Genomic DNA, 16,334 nt, shown 5'->3' on the forward strand with positions numbered 1-16,334 from the left:
CGTCGCGTGCATGGTGGGTGCCCCGAGCAACACGCTCCGACGGCGCACTCAGGCGAGCAGGTGGTCCATCCGGTACCCCAGGAGCTCACGCAGCACGATGGACGTCGAGGTCCGCCGGATGCCGCGGCAGCGCATGATCCGCTGGGTGATGTCGTAGACGTGGTCGGCGTCGCGGGCCGCGATCTGGATCATGAGGTCGGAGTCGCCGGAGATCCCCAGGCACTCGACCACCTCGGGGATGCGCGCGATGTCCTCGACGAGCCCGGTGAACTCGCTCTGCTCGACACCCGCTGTCACCACCGCCCGCATCGGCAGCCCCACCCGTCCGGGGTCCAGGCGGGTCGAGTTCGCTCGCAGCGTCCGTTCGGCGCCCAGGCGTTCCAGTCGGCTGTGGACGGTGCCGCGGGCCAGTCCCAGGGTCAGCGCGAGCTGGGCCACGGTCGCCCGCGGGTCGCGGTCCAGCGCGAGGAGGATGCGCCGGTCCGTGTCGTCGAGAGTGGTCACGTCGACCAGCCTATGCGCGTGATCCGCGACCGGACTGGTCGGATCGACCAACGTGGCGCGTGTCTCTTGTACGTTCCGACCGGGTGCCGTGTCATCGGTCCCATGACCCCCACCGTCACCGTCGGCACCTACCTCGCCCGCCGCCTGGAGCAGCTCGGACTGCGCCACCTGTTCGGCCTGCCCGGGGACTTCAACCTCGGGCTGCTCGACGAGATGCTCGGCGGCTCGGGGCTGCGGTGGGTCGGGTCGAGCAACGAGCTGAACGCCGGCTACGCCGCCGACGGTCACGCTCGGTTGCGACGCGGGCCGGCCGCCTTCGTCACGACCTTCGGCGTGGGGGAGCTGTCCGCCGTCAACGCCACGGCCGGCAGCCGCGCCGAGGACGTCCCCGTCGTGCACGTCGTGGGCCTGCCCGCCACGCGCGCGATGGCCGACGGGGCCCTGCTGCACCACTCCCTCGCCGACGGCGACTTCGGCCACTTCGTGCGGATCGCCGCGGAGGTCAGCGCGTCGGCCGTCGTCGTGCGCGCGCAGAACGCGTGCACCGCGATCGACCGGGCCCTGCTCACCGCGGTCGGGTCCTCCCAGCCCGTCTACCTCGGGATCCCCGCCGACGTCGCCGTGGCGCAGGTCTCGGCCGCCCCGCTGGCGCGGCCGCTGCGCGTCCTGCGCAGCGACCCCGCCGTCGCCGAGGAGTTCCGCGAGGCCCTCACCGAGTTCCTCGGCGGGGCCGGGGAGGTCACCGTCCTGGCCGGGCCGCGGCTGCACCGCCGCCACCTGGAGGACCGCGTGCGCGCGCTGGCCGCGCAGAACGGCGTCCGCATCGCGACGCAGTCGGCGTCCAAGGCGATGCTCGACGAGTCGCACCCGGCGAACCTCGGCGTCTACGCCGGCACCTTCACCCGCGACCCCGAGACCCGCCGGCGCGTCGACGGGGCCCGGCCGCTGGTCCTGGCGGGCGTGGTCATGACCGACTTCCTCACGGGGTCCTTCACCCACGGCTTCGAGCCCGACGCCGCGGTCGACCTGCACCTGGACCACGCCCGGATCGCCGGGGCCGCGTTCTACGGGTTGTTCCTGGAGGAGTCGCTGCGCATCCTCGAGGAGGTGCTCGAGGCCCGGTCCCCGCGGCCCGCGCCGCTGCCGCGCCGCGCCGTCGCACCGGTGGCCGAGCACGTCCCCGCCGACCCCGACGGACCGCTCACCCACGCCGACCTGTGGCCGCTGCTGCAGGGGTGGCTGGCCCCCGGGACCCTCGTCGTCGCCGAGGCCGGGACGTCGTTCTACGGCGCGCTCGAACTCACGCTGCCCGACGGGTGCGACCTGCTGGGGCAGCCGGTGTGGAGCTCGATCGGCTACACCCTGCCGGCCACCCTGGGCGCGATGCTCGCCGCACCGGATCGGGAGACGGTCCTCGTCATCGGGGACGGGTCGGCCCAGCTCACGATCCAGGAACTCGGACGGTTGCTGACGCTCGGGCTGACCCCGACGGTGCTGCTCGTGAACAACTCCGGCTACACCGTCGAACGCGCCATCCGCAGCCCCGAGGCGCCGTACCAGGACGTCGTGGAGTGGGACTGGACGCGGCTGCCCGCGGCCCTCGGCGCCCCCGGGACGCCCGTGTTCCGGGCCCGCACGCCCGCCGACCTCGTCGAGGTCCTCGCCAAGGTCCGCGCCGACCGGGAGTCCGGCGGCGGGCACGCGCACTTCGTGGAACTGCTCCTGCCGCGCGACGACGCCCCGGACTCCCTCGTGCAGCTCGCGCGGTCGGTGCGCTGAGCACCCGCCCGCGCGCCGCGCGCCGACCCGGCCGGTTTGACCCGGCCGTCGCCGCGGGAGAACCTGGACCCAGCGCCGGTGACCGGCGACCGGACGAGTCCGCCGTACCCGGTCCGCGACAAGACGGTGGGGGAGGAACCCGTCGTGTCCTGGATCGTCCTCGTCGTCTCCGGTGTGCTGGAAGCCGTCTGGGCCAGCGCCCTCGGCAGGTCGGAGGGTTTCAGCCGCCCCTGGCCGACCGCGGTGTTCGCCGTCTCCGTCGTCCTCAGCATGGCGGGCCTCGCGTTCGCCATGCGCTCCATCCCGACCGGGACCGCGTACGCGGTGTGGGTCGGGATCGGCGCGGCGCTGACCGTCGGCTACGCGATGGCGACGGGGGTCGAAGCCGTGTCGCTGGTGAAGGTCCTGCTGATCCTCGGGTTGGTGGGCTGCGTCGTGGGGCTCAAGCTGGTGAACTGAGCGCCGGGCGGGGTGTCAGCCCCCGAGGCCCGGCAGGTGGGCGGCGTAGGCCGCCCGCAGTTCCCGCAGCCGCAGGTTCGTCGCCGTCCCCCAGGCGCTCCAGTCCACCGACCCGCCCTCGAGGGCGACCTCGAGCTGGTCGAGGTGCAGGTGCCAGGCGGCGAGGGACATGGGGACCCACGCGTCCTCGCCCTCGAGGTCGTTCGTCAGCCGCAGCCGGGTGCGGGCGCGCAGGGCGCCGACGTCGAGGGGTTCGAGTTCCCACCGGAGCAGACCGTGCTCGGAGTTCGTGTGCTCCAGCAGCCGGGGCGGGTCGAACGCCGTGATCTGCCCGGACCACCACTCCAGTTCCCCCGGCGGCCCGGTGAGCCACTCCAGGGAGAACTCGCCACCGGGGCGGAGGTCGGCGCGCAGGTCGGCCCACCACAGGCGGGTCAGGGCCGGGTCGGTCAACGCCGTCCACAGCGTCGCGACGGAGTGCGGGTACTCGCGCGCCAGCCGCAGGGTCGCGCGTTCCCCGCCGTGCAGGACGGCGTTCCCGAGGAGTTCCACGTGCCCATCCTCCCCGACGCCCCGGGGTGCTCAGGCGTGGGCGTCGCGGCGGGGGACCAGGGGCAGCGCCACCAGCGGGGCCAGGGCGACGAGGGCGACCGCGCCGCCGAACCCGACGAGCGGGACGAGCGCACCGATCCCGGGACCGACCGCGGAGGCGGCGAGGAACTGGCCGGTGTTCTGCACGCCCAGCGCCCGCCCGGACCAGCGCGACCCGGCCGCCTCGGCGACCGACGTGAACGCCAGTCCGTTGTCCGCGACCGAGACGGCCGTCGCGAGGACGAGCACGGCCCCCGTGAGCAGCCGAACGTGGCTGGTGCCGCTGAGCGCCAGCGCGACGAGCGCGATCACCCCGCCGACCGCGACCCAGCGCAGCACCCGCACCCGGCTGCCGACGCGGTCGCTGAGCGCGCCGACGGCGATGCGGCCCACGGCGCCGACGAACTGCGCCGCCCCGACGAGGATCCCGGCCGGGGTGGCGCCCCAGCCGAGGCCGACGGTCAGCCAGACGAGGCCGAACGTCGACAGCGTGAACTGCGGGACCACCAGCAGCAGCGAGACGGCGTGGACGCGCCAGAGGAACCCGTCGCGGCGGTAGGGGTTCGGCGTCGGGGCCGCCCGCGTGCGGGTGGCCCGCGGCGGGTTGCGGACGCCCACCGCGCACGCGACGGCGAGGACGAGCAGCCCCGCGCCGGCCAGGAGGAGCGGAGCCCCGGTGCCGTGGCGCGCGGCGAGCGGGGGGACGACGACGGCGGCCATCGCCACCCCGAGGGGCTGGGAGACCTGCCGGACGCCCATCGCCAGTCCGCGCCGCCGTGCCGGGAACCAGCCCACGACGACCCGCCCGCTGGCGGCGTTCGTGCTCGCCGAGGCGGCTCCGGCCACGGCGAGCAGGACGCCGAGCAGCACGAGGTCGCCGACCGGGGCGGCGACCAGGGCGGGCACCGCGGTGAGCGCGAGCCCGCCGGCGATGACCCAGCGCTCCCCGAACCGGTCGGCCAGCGCGCCCCAGGCCACGAGCGTCAGGACCATGCCGAAGGTCGGGGCGGCGGCCAGGGTCCCGGCGCGGGACAGGGACAGGCCGTCGCGCTCGTGCAGGAGCGGGATGAGGTACACCGGCGTGCTCACGAGGAAGGTCCCGGCGGCCTGCGCGGCGACGCCGAGACCGAGCACCCGCCACGCGGCCCGCGGGACGGCGACGTCGGTGTAGGTTGGCACACCAACTTGGTATACCACTCGGGGGACTCACGTGGGCGACGCGTACGAGCTGATCCGGCGGGCCGTGCTGACGATGGAGCTGCTGCCCGGTCAGCCGCTCAGCGAACGCGGGCTGGAGACCCTCGCCGGCGCATCGCGGACGCCCGTCCGCGCCGCCCTGGTGCAGCTCGCCCACGACGGGCTCACCGTGCGGGACGGCCGCGGCTGGCGCGTGGCCCCGCTGGACCTCGACGAGGTGCGCGCGGTCGTGGAGCACCGCGAGGTCGTCGAGCGCGGAGCCGTCGCGCTCGCCGTCGAGCGCGCCACCGACGCCGAGCTGGACGCGGTGCAGGTGCTCGCGCAGTCGCCCGCCGAGGACGCCGTGACCGGGCTGCGCGACGGCGCGCAGTTCCACGTCGCCCTGGCTCGTCTGTCCCGCAACGACTTCCTCGCCGGTGCCGTCGACGGGACGCTCACCCGGCTCGCCCGCACCAGGTGGCTGGAGGTGCGCTCGGGCGCCTCGCGCGAGCAGGCCCGCGCCGAGCACCTCGCGATCCTCACCGCCGTCCGCGACCGCGACGCCGACCGTGCCGCGACCCTCGTCCGCGAGCACGCCCGGGGCACCCGTGACCGGCTCCTGGCCCACCTCGAGGCCGACCGCCTCGGCCTGCGCAGCCGCGGCGTCGCCGTCGTCGGGGTGCGTGCGGGGACCGGGTGAACCGGGCGCACCGGCGGGCCGGGCCGTTCGTCGTTCTCGGACCGGTCCTCGGCGAACGCGCTGCACCACCCGTGCTGCGCCACGTCCAGCGCGACCTCCCGGCGCCGCTGCCCGACCGCGCGGTTCACCGCTCGTCCGGTCTCGTCGCCCACCAGGCGGCCGGCAGCACCGTGGCGGCGGTGAGCAGCACCACGACGGCCAGCAGCCCGCCCGTCAGCGGCAGGTCGAACCGTGGCACGGGCTCGCCCAGCAGCCCCTGCGCCGCGCTGACCAGGCCGGGCAGCACGGCAGCCGTGCCGACGACGATCGCCGCCCCCGCGACGAAGACCGCCTCGATCGCGGCCGTCCGCAGCAGCTGCCCACGGGTCGAGCCGATCCGGGCGAGCAGGAGGAACTCCCGCCGCCGGGCGGCGGTGGCGGTGACCAGCCCGACCGCCGCGGCGACCGCGACCAGCGCGAGCAGGGCGAGCAGCAGGACGACGGACAGCCGCTGCTCCGCGTCGGCGGGGGCGGTCGCCGACCGGACGTGCTCGGCCGTGCCGACCACCTCGTACCCGAGGTCCGCGGCGGTGCGGCGCACGTCGTCGGCGCGTCCGTCAGCCGTCTGCAGCAGCACCGCGGTCGTCCGCGCGCCGGGCGCGTCGCCGAGCAGCAGGTCTCCGACGCCGAGGCCGCGGGAGTAGACGGCGATCACGCGCCGCTCCTCCTCCCGGTCGCCGGCGAACCGCACCCGGATGCGGTCCCCGACGCCGGTGCCGCTGAACGCGAGGAGGTCCCGGCTCACGGCGACGGTGCCCGGTTCTCGCAGGTCCGCGAGGGACCCGGTGAGCACGCCGGGGTCGAGCAGCGCTGCGCCGGAGGGCAGCGCGGTCGCTGCGGCCCGCTCCCAGTCGAGGCCGTCCGCGGCCGGCAGGTCCGGGTCGGGCGCCGAGACGTTCACCGAGACCGCGACGGCCGCTCCGGGTGTCGCGGCCATCACCCCGGCCACGGCCGCGAGCCGGTCGGGCGCCGCGGCACCGCTGCCGGTCGGCGTGGCGACGAGGTCCCCCCGGACGGCGGCGGTCAGCTGTTGCCGGGCGGCGGCGGCGAGCGTCGCGTTCGCACCGGACTGCACGACGCCGAGTCCGAGCAGGAGCGCCAACGGGATCACCGCGGCGGACAGCCGCGCGGCGGCGCCGCGGGCGTTCAGGAGGGCGAGGGCGCTGGCGGCGCCGCGGGCGCCGCGGGCGCGCACGGCCTGTGCGGCGAGGGCGTGCACGACGGCCGGACCGGCGAGCGCTGCGGCGGTGATCAGCAGGATCGTGCAACCGGCGCCCGCCGCCGCACCCGCGACTCCCGGGACGACGGCGGGCGTCCCGGCGGCCCCGAGGCCGGCGACCGCCACGACGCCGGCGGCGATCAGCCGCCCGCGCGAGACGGGCCGGGTCGCGTCTTGCACGTCGCTGCGCAGCGCCTCCACGGGGCTGAGCCGCAGCACGCGCCGGGTCGCGAGCCGGCCGGCGACGATGCCGGTGGGCAGCAGCAGGACGAGCGCACCGAGCACGGGCAGCGGAGACAGGGGCGGTTCCCAGCCGGCGGGCGCGAGCCCGCCGGCGACGACGAGCGGCACGGCGAGCACGGCGAGGCCGAGCCCGGCGACCGCGCCCGGCACGGCACTGGTGAGGACCACGAGCACCGCCTCGGCGGTCAGGGAGCGCCGCAACTGCCGCGCGGTGGCGCCGACGGCGCGCAGCAGGGCCAGGTCGGTCCGGCGCCGGCTGACGGCACCGCCGAAGACGCCGGCGACGACGAGCGCCGCGATGACGACGAGGGTCCCGGCGAACGAGCCGGCGACGGTCGCGAGGTCGTCGAGCCCGGGGGCGGCGCCGGCCTGGAGCCAGCTGCCGGTCCCCGTGAGCAGGGCGGCGGCGAGGCCGGCGACGAGGGCCGTGCCGACCATGTCGGCACGGTGCGTGACGAAGACGGAGCGCAGCAGAGCCCGCACGGTCAGCGCGCCAGCTCGAGCAGGCGGGCGGCGATCCGCCCGGCGGTGGCGCCCTCGAGTTCCCCGCGGAAGCGGCCGTCGGCGAGGAACAGGGTGCGGTCGGCGGCTGCGGCGGCGGCCGGGTCGTGCGTGACGAGCACCACGGTCTGCCCGAGCCCGTCCGCGACGTGGCGCAGCAGCGCCAGCGTCCGCTCCGAGGTGGCCCGGTCGAGCGCACCGGTCGGTTCGTCCGCGAACAGCACGTCGGGCTGCGACACGAGGGCGCGGGCGATGGCGACGCGCTGTGCCTGCCCGCCGGACAGCTCCGCCGGCAGGCGGTCCTCGGTGCCGGGCAGGCCGACCGACTCGAGCAGCTCGGCGACCCGCGTGGGCTCGGCGCGGCGGCCGGCGAGGGTCAGGGGCAGCCCGATGTTCTCGGCGACGGTCAAGTGGCGGACCAGGTCGTACCCCTGGAACACGAAGCCGACGTGGTCCCGGCGGAAGCGGGTGGCGGCGTCCGGCGACAGGCGGTCGATCTCGGTGCCGCCGACGACGACGCGCCCGGCGGTCGGGGTGTCGAGCCCCGAGGCGACGTGCAGCAGTGTCGACTTGCCGGATCCGGACGGGCCCATCACGGCGGTGAACGAGCCCCGGTCGACGGCGAGCGACACGCCCTGCAGCGCGTGGACCGGCACGGGGCCGGGATAGGTCCTGGTGACGCCTTCGAGCAGCAAGGCGGTGCCCGTCGTGCTGGGGACCGTCGTGCTGCGGACCGGTGTGCTGGGGACGGTCATGGGATCTCCTGGCTGAGTGGGAGGTGCGGGGGGTGGGGGAACTCGCAGCGGCGGCGCTCACCGGTGACCGGTCAGTGCGCGGCCGCCGACCCCGGCGTGCAGCAGCACCACGAGCGGGACGCTCTGCCGGTCCGGTCGAACCCCCACGTCGTGACGAGGTTCACCGGCACGCTGGGGGCGGGTGAGCGAGTCGGGCACGTCGAAGACCTCCGCGAGATCGGGAGCCGCTGGGACGACGTCCAGTCCAGCGGGCGGCGGAGATCCGGTCACTCCTGCAGGGGAGAGACCCGAGGTAGCGTCAGCGCTACCCCCGGACGCCCACCCACCGAGACCGCGAGAGGACGGCGCGCCGCGCCGACCCCGGCGTCGAGTCCGTCACCGGATCCCGCACACCCGGCGGAACACCCGCCCGGTCCGGCCGAACCGCACGGCTCCTCGATGAACCGTCGACCGGTGCTGCCCCTGCCTCACCGCCCGTCCCGACGCGGTGCCCCGTCTCGCCGACGATGCGCCGCGCGACGGCAGCAGCTGCGGACGTCGTGCGTCCAGACCCCGAGCTGAACGCCGTCGCAGCGTCAGGGGACGCACCGGCTCGCAGGAACCGTCGCGGGGGTCCGGGCGAAGACGACGTCCGCCGGCGCGGGGCGGGCGATGTGGAAGCCCTGCAGGCTCTCCACACCCAGCCGGCGCAGCTCCCGGGCCTGCTCGGCCGTCTCGACGCCCTCCGCGGTGACGCGCAGGCCGAGGCCCGCCCCGAGGTTCGTCAGCAGTTCGACGACGGCGCGGTCGCCGTCCCGCGTGAGCATCCCGGCGACGAACGAGCGGTCGATCTTCAGGCCCTGCACGGGGAACACCGACAGGTGCCGCAGGCTGGACGCCCCGGCACCCATGTCGTCGACGACGAGGGCGACACCGGCCCGCGCGAGGCGGTGCAACCGGGGGGCCGCGGCCTGGACGGCGCTCAGGGACGCCGTCTCGGGCAGCTCCAGCCGGAGGTGGTCGGCGGGGACGGCGTGCCGGTGCAGCAGCCGCAGCAGGTCCTCGTCGAAGGTCGGCGACTCCAGGGTCGCGGTCGAGACGTTGACGTTGACGAGGTCCGGGGTGCCGGGGTGGTCCCGCCGGCGCGCGTGCTCGGCCAGCGCCAGGTCCAGGACGTGCAGGTCGAGGGCGACCGAGAGCCCTTCCTCCTGGGCCGCGCGCAGGACCCGGTCGGCCCCGAGCAGCCCGGCCCGGGGGTGCTGCCAGCGGACGAGGGCCTCCGTGCTCAGCACCCGGCCGTCGACGGCGCTGACGATCGGTTGGTGGTGCAGCACCACCTCCCCGGCCTCCAGCGCCCGCGCCAGACCGCCGTCCGGGGCGGTCCCGGGTTCGACGCGTTGCACCGGGCCGACGCGGTCGCCCCCGGCCTGCTTCGCGGCGTACATCGCGACGTCGGCCTCGCGCACGAGCGCGTCGACCTGGACGTCATCGAGCCGGGGACCGGACAGGGCGGCGCCGATGCTCGCCGTGCTGCGGGCACCCACCGCCAGGTCGTCGTCGACGAGGCGCACCGCGTCCAGGTGCCGGCGGGCGAGGGCCTGCAGCACCCGCGCGGCCGCTCCCGGTGACGTCTCCGGCAACCGGCAGGCCACGGCGAACTCGTCCCCGCCGAGGCGGGCGACGAGGTCGTCGGGTCGGGAGGCCGCTCGCAGCCGGCGGGCCACGGACCGCAGGAGGCGGTCGCCGGCGTCGTGGCCGTGGGTGTCGTTGACGGCCTTGAGGCGGTCCAGGTCGATGAACACGACACCGACGCGCACGTCCCCCTCGTTCGCGGCGGCGAGGACCAGGTGCTGCAGGTGGCTGAAGAACGCGCCGCGGTTGGCCAGGCCGGTGAGCGCGTCGCGGCTGGCGTGCCACGCCATCCGCGACGCCGCCGCCTCCAGGACCGACGTGACGGGCAGGCACCGCCACTCGTCCCCGTCCCGCAGGAGGAGGTCGTCGTAGCGGCGGTCCGCCGGCCGTCCGAAGACGGCGGCCAGGGCCTCGCCCAGCGAGGCGGTGGCCGGCAGGACCGCGCCGTCGACGTCCGCGACCGCGGTGACGGGCCGGTGCGTGAGCAGGGCCCGGCCGAACCCGTAGGGCCCGCTCATGGCCTGTTCGAAGCGCCCGCGCTGGACGGAACCCACCCGCTGCGACCCCGGGCCGGCGACCACGACGCTGGAGGAGTCGGCCGGTCGGCCGGCGCGGAAGCGGGCGTCGAGCTGCCCGCACGTCATCGCCGCGGGCACCACCCACGCGGGGGTCGACAACTCCCACAACGAGGTCGCGGACCGGGCGGGCAGCGAACTCAGCGCCACTGCGTCGATGATCGTCACGTCCTCGCGTTCGGCGTCCGCGCCGTCCGGCGCGAGCTTCGTCGACGGGTGTTCACCTGGGGGCACGTTCAACCACCTGTTCGGGCGAGCAGCACACGGTGTCGTGTGGACGCTACCGGGAGTGCCCGGAGGCGGCTGCTCCAGGACCGGACGGGAGCCGTCACCGGACGTGTTCGCCGCGCGTTCACCCCCGGTCCACCCGCAGTACCTCCCCCGAGGCCCGTCCGGGTGTTCCGTGCCAGCCGTGCGACTCACCCCTGACCTGGGCATGTCCGTCCGGGACGACGAGGACGAACCGGAACTCCTGCTCGCCGACGGCCATGTCGTCGACACCTGGCGGGAGGACTACCCCTACGAGGCCCGGCTCGGCCGGGCCGAGTACGAGCGCGACAAGCGGCTGCTGCAGATCGAGCTGCTGAAGCTCCAGCGGTGGCTGAAGGAGTCGGGGGAGCGGGTCGTCGTCCTGTGCGAGGGGCGTGACGCCGCCGGCAAGGGCGGGACCATCAAGCGGTTCACGGAGCACCTGAACCCGCGCGGTGCCCGGGTCGTGGCCCTGGAGAAGCCCAGCGAGCGCGAGGCCACCCAGTGGTACTTCCAGCGCTACGTCCAGCACCTCCCGGCCGCCGGGGAGTTCGTCCTGTTCGACCGCTCCTGGTACAACCGTGCCGGGGTCGAACGCGTCATGGGGTTCGCGACGCCGCAGGAGTACGACCGCTTCACCGCGCAGGTCCCGCTGTTCGAGCGGATGCTCGTCGACGACGGCATCCACCTCGTGAAGTTCTGGTTCTCGGTGACGCGCGCCGAGCAGCGCACCCGGTTCCTCATCCGGCAGATCGACCCGGTGCGGCAGTGGAAGCTGTCCCCGATGGACCTCGCGAGCCTGGACCGCTGGGACGACTACACGGCGGCCAAGGAGGCGATGTTCGAACGCACCGACACCGACGTCGCGCCGTGGACCGTCGTCAAGACGAACGACAAGAAACGAGCCCGGCTCGCCGCCATGCGGCACGTCCTGGCGCGTTTCGACTACACGGACAAGGACGCCGGTGTCGTCGGGCAGCCCGACCCGCTGCTCGTCGTGCACGCCCGCACCATCCTCGAGGCCGACCGGCGCCCGGAGGTCCCGGCCCGTTGACCCCCGCTCGGCCCGGTGTTCACCAGGAGTTCCCGGGATCGGGTGAACTCGCGGTGAACTCTCCGGGGCGGGCCCGTTCCCGGGTTCCCGGATCGACCTGAGGGGTGCAACGTCTCACCCGTGGAGACCGCAACCGTCATCCTCGTGCTGGTCGTGGTGGTCGCTCTGTCCTTCGACTTCACCAACGGCTTCCACGACACCGCCAACGCGATGGCCACGTCCATCGCCACCGGAGCGCTCAAGCCCAAGACGGCTGTCGCTCTCTCCGGGATCCTCAACCTCGTCGGCGCGTTCCTGTCGGTCGAGGTCGCCCTCACCGTCACCAACGCCGTCGTGAAGATCCAGGACTCCGACGGGTCACCGAAACCCGAACTCCTGCAGGGCGGGGGGTCCGCCCTCCTGCTCATCGTCCTGGCCGGCCTCGTCGGCGCCATCGCCTGGAACCTGCTGACGTGGTTGCTGGGCCTGCCCTCGAGCTCCTCGCACGCCCTGTTCGGCGGGCTCATCGGCGCGACCGTGGCCGGCCTCGGCTGGGCGGGCGTGAACTGGAACGGCGACGGCACCAAGATCGACGGCGTCGTCGGGAAGGTCATCGTCCCGGCGATCGCGTCCCCGGTGCTGGCCTGCGTCGTGGCGACCGTCGGCACCTGGCTCGTCCACCGCGTTGTCTCCGGCGTCGCGCAGCGATTCACCGACCAGGGTTTCCGCTGGGGCCAGATCGGCTCGGCCTCCCTGGTCTCCCTGGCCCACGGCACCAACGACGCGCAGAAGACCATGGGCGTCATCACCCTCGCGCTCATCGCCTCCGGGCACTGGAGCGACACCGGGTCCGTGCCGTTCTGGGTCAAGGGGGCCTGCGCCCTCGCGATCGCCTCCGGGACCTACCTCGGCGGCTGGCGCATCATCCGCACCCTCGGCAAGGGCCTCATCGAGATCACCCCGCCGCAGGGCATGTCCGCCGAGGCGTCGTCGGGTGCGGTCATCCTCATCTCCAGCCACCTGGGTTTCGCGCTGTCGACGACCCACGTGACGACCGGTTCCGTCCTGGGCGCGGGCCTCGGCAAACCCGGCGCCACCGTCCGGTGGCGGGTCGCCGGGCGCATGGTCGTCGCCTGGGTCATCACCCTCCCGGCCGCCGGTCTCGTCGGCGCCCTCACCTGGTGGATCGGGCACGCGCTCGGCGGCGGCGTCGCCGGGGCGCTGGTCATCAGCCTGCTGCTGCTCGCCTTCGCGAGTGCCGTCGTCCGGCACTCGCGCGAGAGCCCGGTCCACGCGGACAACGTCAACGACGAGTGGGACGCGACCGCGGGTGCCGAGCGCGCCCCGGCCGCCGTCTGACCCCGAACGGGAGGAGAACGCGTGACGCAGAACCTCGTCCTCGTCGGGGACGCCCTCTGGAAGATCCTGCTGGTCGCCCTGGTGCTCGGCGCCGGTCTGCCGGTCCTGTTCTCGGCCGGCGTGCGCGCGATGGCCCACGGTGCCGGCGGCGACGCCGAGACGGACCACGCACCCGGCCACCCGGTCGGCAAGGTCCTCGCCGTCGTGTGCTTCGCCGTGGTGGTGGCGGTGGTGGTCCTCGGCATCACGTTCATCGTCGCCGGCGGCTTCGGCAAGGTGCTGAGCTTCGAGCACGTCTACCCGACCGTCGTCGACGGGTGAGGGGAGTCCACCCGTGACCTCCACGACCCTCGCCGGTCGCGTCCTGGAGTGGTTGCGCGCCGGCTACCCCAGCGGCGTCCCGCAGCAGGACTACGTCGTGCTGCTCGGTCTGCTGCGGCGCAGGCTCACCGACACCGAGGTCCGCGAGATCGCGGCCGAGATCGTCGGGCTGGCCCGGCAGGGCGAGGTGACGACGGTCGCCGACGTCGAACGCCTCGTCAACGCCGCGACCCTCGACGAGCCGTCCGAGGCCGACGTCGCGCGCGTCTCCTCCCACCTCGCCGCCGGGGGCTGGCCGCTGGCCGACCGCCCGTTCTGACGGGGTTCGTCCCGGCGCTCGCGGGCTGCAGCTCCCCGGGACGCCGGTGCGAGCGGCGTCCCGGTGCGCGGCGGCCCCCGGTGGTCCCTGCTCCACCGTGCCCGCCCGAGCCCTGACCGGTGGCCGGCCGGAGGCGGGGGCTACGGGGTGGGGACGAGGGGGGACGCGGGAGCCTCCTCGCGGGTGCCGACCAGACCCGCGGCCCGGGTGTCCGCCGCCGCGGGCCGGGTTCCGACGGGGACCACCAGGCCGCTGCCCAGTTCGTAGGTGGCGGCCCGGACGGCGACCTGGCCGTGGAAGACGGCTTCGCGCAGCACGCTGGAGCGCTGCTGGAGCAGGTCCGCCGTGGCGCCGGCGTGCCAGCGGGAGAGGTCCAGGTTCTCGTGCACGCCGGCGTGGTGGGCGGCGCCGACGTGCAGGCTGAGGCGTTCGACGATGCCGCGGACGTACCCGCCCGGCGCGTCGGCTCCCCGGACGGCCGCCGCGGTGGCGGCCACCGCGCCGCACCCCTCGTGGCCCAGGACCAGCACCAGGTCCACGCCCAGGACGGCGACGGCGTACTCCAGGGAACCCAGGACGGTGTCGTCGACGGCGTGACCGGCGGTGCGGACCACGAACAGGTCACCGAGGCCCTGGTCGAAGACTAGCTCGGCCGGGACCCGGGAATCCGCGCAGGACAGGATCATGGCGAAGGGGGTCTGCCCGGCGACCAGGTCGGCGCGTCGTTGCGGGCTGCGAGCGTGGACGGCGTCGGTGCTGCCGCGAGCCCAGCGGCGGTTGCCGTCCTGCAGCTTGATCCAGGCGGCCGTGCGGGGGTCGTCGTTCGAGGGCACCGTGTCCGCCGCGGTCGTCGCGGGCGCGGCGCAGTTGGTGTCGGACGGGGCGAGTGGGGAGGTCATGAGGCTTCTTCCGTCGGTGCGGACGCTTGTCTGACGGTGTTCGGCCGGCCCTGCGGGGTGGTTGAGGGCACGAGGACCGGGTCCGCCCGTTTGCCCTCGACCCGTGACCCGAACGGTCTCACCGGTGACCGCCGTCGTGGTCGGGTGGACGTCTCGTGCCGGGTGTCGTGCTCGACCGGCGGCCGGCTCCGCGGGGGACGACGGGGTGAGGGTTCCGCCGCGCGAGTGAACGGTTCACGAAGCGTTCAAGACGGCGCGCGTCAGCGCCGACCCGTTGAGCGATCCACCAACCGGTGGGGCGCGTCACCCTGAGAGGAGCCGAGTACCTGTGTTCACCAACTCCACGGCCAGCACGTCGCAGCAGACGTCGCAGCAGACGTCGCGGACCCCGCGCGGCGCGTCCGACCGGGCCCCCGGGGCGAGGCCGCGCACGAGGTTGCGCGGCAAGGCGGCGGTGATCGCCGACCTGACCCGGCACGCGGCCGACAGCGACGCCGACGTCGCGGCGCTGGCCGACGTCGTCCGCGCCCTGGCGCAGGTCACCACCCCGGCCGACGCGGTGCGGATCGCGCTGGAGACGGTGCGGGACCGGTTCGGCTGGGCCTACGGTTCGTACTGGACCTTGGACCCCACCGCCGAGCACGGGCGCGGTGCGCTGCGGTTCGCCCAGGAGTCCGGGACCGCGGGGGCGGAGTTCCGCGAGGTGACGCTCTCGGCGACCTTCGCCGAAGGTGTGGGGTTGTCCGGTCGCGCCTGGCGTTCGCGCGATCTGGTCTTCGTGCCCGACCTGGCTCAGGTGACCGACTGCGTGCGCGCTCCGGCCGCTCAGCGGGCGGGGGTGAAGTCCGGCGTGTGCTTCCCGATCGTCGAGGGCGGCCGGGTGGTGGCCACGATGGACTTCTTCACCACCGAGGAACTGACCCCTTCCCAGGGGCGGCTGGACGCCCTGCGCGCTGTCGGCGTCCTGGTCTCCAACGCGCTGGAACGGGTCCACGAGAACGTGCGCCAGGAGAAGGCCGCCCAGGACGTGGACGCGGTGTCCACCGTCATCCGGGAACTCACCACCGCCGCCGACGAGCAGACCGCGCTGCGGACCGCCCTGGAGACGATCCGACGGGACTTCGACTGGCAGTACGGCTCCTTCTGGCGCCTGGACGAGGACGCGCAGGTGTTGCGGTTCGAGCTGGAGTCCGGTGACGCCGGGGAGGAGTTCCGCCGCGTGACGCTGTCGGCGTCCTTCGCCAAGGGCGTGGGCCTGTCGGGGCGGACGTGGGCCAAGCAGGACTTCGTGTTCGTCGAGGACCTGGGGGAGATGACCGACTGCGTGCGCGCCCCGGCGGCTCAGCGGGCGGGGGTGAAGTCCGGGGTGTGCCTGCCGGTGCTGGTCGGTGGGCGGGTCATCGGCACGATGGACTTCTTCGCCACCCGGACGCTGATCATGTCGGCCAGCCGCGAGAGCGCGTTGCGCAACACGGCGTTCCTGGTGGGGCAGGCGATGGAGCGTTTCGTGGCCGGGACCCGTCTGCACCGGGCCGGCGGTGACCTGCTGGCCTCGATCGCCGAGGTGGAGCGCAACGTGACCTCCGCCGCCGACGTGGCCGCGCAGGGCGAGTCGCTGGCGCAGGAGGCGAACGGCCAGGTCGCGGCGCTGGGGCAGGCCAGCACCGAGATCGACGACGTGGTCCGGGCCATCCAGTCCATCGCGGCCCAGACCAAGCTGCTCGCCCTGAACGCCACCATCGAGGCGGCCCGGGCCGGAGAAGCGGGCAAGGGGTTCGCGGTGGTGGCCGGGGAGGTCAAGGAGCTGTCGAGCCAGACCGAACGGGCCACGGACGACGTCAGCAGGAAGGTCGCCACGATCCAGGACCGGGTGCAGGCCGTGGTGACGTCCCTGGCCGGCATCCACGCGGCGGTGGAGGAGATCAACCAGCGGCAGTCCCTCATCGCGGGGGTGCTGGCCGAGCAGGAGGCCACCACCCGCACCGTCCTGACGTGACCCCGG

General features: G+C 74.9%; 15 protein-coding genes and 1 riboswitch. Of the genes, 8 read left to right on the forward strand and 7 right to left on the reverse strand.

Annotated features, from left to right (window positions below):
• Positions 1-48 precede the first annotated feature (48 nt).
• Positions 49-504: an Lrp/AsnC family transcriptional regulator gene (locus AB2L28_RS17360; RefSeq protein WP_370720244.1), complete on the reverse strand. Its 456-nt coding sequence runs from the start codon at positions 502-504 to the stop codon at positions 49-51.
• Between the two features lie 102 nt (positions 505-606).
• On the opposite strand from AB2L28_RS17360, the gene AB2L28_RS17365 reads away from it, so the two are divergent.
• Positions 607-2,283 (forward strand): alpha-keto acid decarboxylase family protein, encoded by a 1,677-nt coding sequence (locus tag AB2L28_RS17365; RefSeq protein WP_370720245.1) that lies wholly within the window; start codon positions 607-609, stop codon positions 2,281-2,283.
• Positions 2,284-2,352: 69 nt separating this feature from the next.
• A riboswitch (guanidine-III (ykkC-III) riboswitch) is annotated at positions 2,353-2,416 on the forward strand.
• Positions 2,417-2,427: 11 nt separating this feature from the next.
• The gene (locus AB2L28_RS17370; RefSeq protein WP_370720246.1) at positions 2,428-2,742 is read left to right on the forward strand and encodes a DMT family transporter; all 315 of its coding nucleotides are present in this window, start codon (positions 2,428-2,430) and stop codon (positions 2,740-2,742) included.
• A 15-nt stretch (positions 2,743-2,757) separates the two neighbouring features.
• Here the strand turns inward: AB2L28_RS17370 and AB2L28_RS17375 are convergent, their stop codons facing one another.
• Positions 2,758-3,294: an SRPBCC family protein gene (locus AB2L28_RS17375; RefSeq protein ID WP_370720247.1), complete on the reverse strand. Its 537-nt coding sequence runs from the start codon at positions 3,292-3,294 to the stop codon at positions 2,758-2,760.
• A 30-nt stretch (positions 3,295-3,324) separates the two neighbouring features.
• Entirely contained in the window at positions 3,325-4,512 is a 1,188-nt protein-coding gene (locus AB2L28_RS17380; RefSeq protein WP_370720248.1) for an MFS transporter, read from the reverse strand.
• Positions 4,513-4,543: 31 nt separating this feature from the next.
• Here AB2L28_RS17380 and AB2L28_RS17385 point away from each other — a divergent pair, with 31 nt between their 5' ends.
• Positions 4,544-5,209 (forward strand): GntR family transcriptional regulator, encoded by a 666-nt coding sequence (locus AB2L28_RS17385; RefSeq protein ID WP_370720249.1) that lies wholly within the window; start codon positions 4,544-4,546, stop codon positions 5,207-5,209.
• 124 nt (positions 5,210-5,333) lie between these two features.
• On the opposite strand, the gene AB2L28_RS17390 is transcribed toward AB2L28_RS17385, so the two are convergent.
• The 3 genes from AB2L28_RS17390 to AB2L28_RS17400 all read right to left on the reverse strand — a co-directional run bounded on the left by AB2L28_RS17390 (position 5,334) and on the right by AB2L28_RS17400 (position 10,386).
• Positions 5,334-7,148 carry an ABC transporter permease gene (locus AB2L28_RS17390; protein ID WP_370720250.1) on the reverse strand — a complete coding sequence of 605 codons (1,815 nt, stop codon included), beginning with the start codon at positions 7,146-7,148 and terminating at the stop codon, positions 5,334-5,336.
• 47 nt (positions 7,149-7,195) lie between these two features.
• Positions 7,196-7,966, reverse strand: a complete 771-nt coding sequence (locus tag AB2L28_RS17395; RefSeq protein WP_370720251.1) for an ABC transporter ATP-binding protein — start codon at positions 7,964-7,966, stop codon at positions 7,196-7,198.
• Positions 7,967-8,541: 575 nt separating this feature from the next.
• Positions 8,542-10,386 (reverse strand): putative bifunctional diguanylate cyclase/phosphodiesterase, encoded by a 1,845-nt coding sequence (locus tag AB2L28_RS17400; protein WP_370720252.1) that lies wholly within the window; start codon positions 10,384-10,386, stop codon positions 8,542-8,544.
• Between the two features lie 202 nt (positions 10,387-10,588).
• On the opposite strand from AB2L28_RS17400, the gene ppk2 reads away from it, so the two are divergent.
• The 4 genes from ppk2 to AB2L28_RS17420 all read left to right on the forward strand — a co-directional run bounded on the left by ppk2 (position 10,589) and on the right by AB2L28_RS17420 (position 13,433).
• Positions 10,589-11,455, forward strand: coding sequence for a polyphosphate kinase 2 (gene ppk2, locus AB2L28_RS17405; protein ID WP_370720414.1), 867 nt, complete (start codon positions 10,589-10,591; stop codon positions 11,453-11,455).
• Positions 11,456-11,575: 120 nt separating this feature from the next.
• A complete protein-coding gene (locus AB2L28_RS17410; protein WP_370720253.1) occupies positions 11,576-12,793 on the forward strand; it encodes an inorganic phosphate transporter in 1,218 nt (405 codons plus the stop codon).
• A gap of 21 nt (positions 12,794-12,814) precedes the next feature.
• Complete coding sequence (locus tag AB2L28_RS17415; protein WP_370720254.1) at positions 12,815-13,114, forward strand: hypothetical protein; 300 nt, start codon at positions 12,815-12,817, stop codon at positions 13,112-13,114.
• A gap of 13 nt (positions 13,115-13,127) precedes the next feature.
• Complete coding sequence (locus AB2L28_RS17420) at positions 13,128-13,433, forward strand: DUF3349 domain-containing protein (protein ID WP_370720255.1); 306 nt, start codon at positions 13,128-13,130, stop codon at positions 13,431-13,433.
• A 140-nt stretch (positions 13,434-13,573) separates the two neighbouring features.
• Here the strand turns inward: AB2L28_RS17420 and AB2L28_RS17425 are convergent, their stop codons facing one another.
• Positions 13,574-14,332: a carbonic anhydrase gene (locus AB2L28_RS17425; protein ID WP_370720256.1), complete on the reverse strand. Its 759-nt coding sequence runs from the start codon at positions 14,330-14,332 to the stop codon at positions 13,574-13,576.
• Positions 14,333-14,660: 328 nt separating this feature from the next.
• Here AB2L28_RS17425 and AB2L28_RS17430 point away from each other — a divergent pair, with 328 nt between their 5' ends.
• Positions 14,661-16,328 carry a GAF domain-containing protein gene (locus tag AB2L28_RS17430; RefSeq protein WP_370720257.1) on the forward strand — a complete coding sequence of 556 codons (1,668 nt, stop codon included), beginning with the start codon at positions 14,661-14,663 and terminating at the stop codon, positions 16,326-16,328.
• The last annotated feature ends 6 nt before the right edge of the window (positions 16,329-16,334 follow it).

It is taken from the genome of Kineococcus mangrovi (assembly GCF_041320705.1).
Lineage (GTDB): Bacteria > Actinomycetota > Actinomycetes > Actinomycetales > Kineococcaceae > Kineococcus > Kineococcus mangrovi.

Excerpts from the sequence above, each read along its gene's own strand:
- AB2L28_RS17425 (WP_370720256.1), bottom strand. The coding sequence starts at position 14,332 with ATGACCTCCCCACTCGCCCCGTCCGACACCAACTGCGCCGCGCCCGCG.
- AB2L28_RS17395 (WP_370720251.1), bottom strand. The coding sequence starts at position 7,966 with ATGACCGTCCCCAGCACACCGGTCCGCAGCACGACGGTCCCCAGCACG.
- AB2L28_RS17365 (WP_370720245.1), top strand. The coding sequence starts at position 607 with ATGACCCCCACCGTCACCGTCGGCACCTACCTCGCCCGCCGCCTGGAG.
- AB2L28_RS17390 (WP_370720250.1), bottom strand. The coding sequence starts at position 7,148 with ATGGTCGGCACGGCCCTCGTCGCCGGCCTCGCCGCCGCCCTGCTCACG.
- ppk2 (WP_370720414.1), top strand. The coding sequence starts at position 10,589 with ATGTCCGTCCGGGACGACGAGGACGAACCGGAACTCCTGCTCGCCGAC.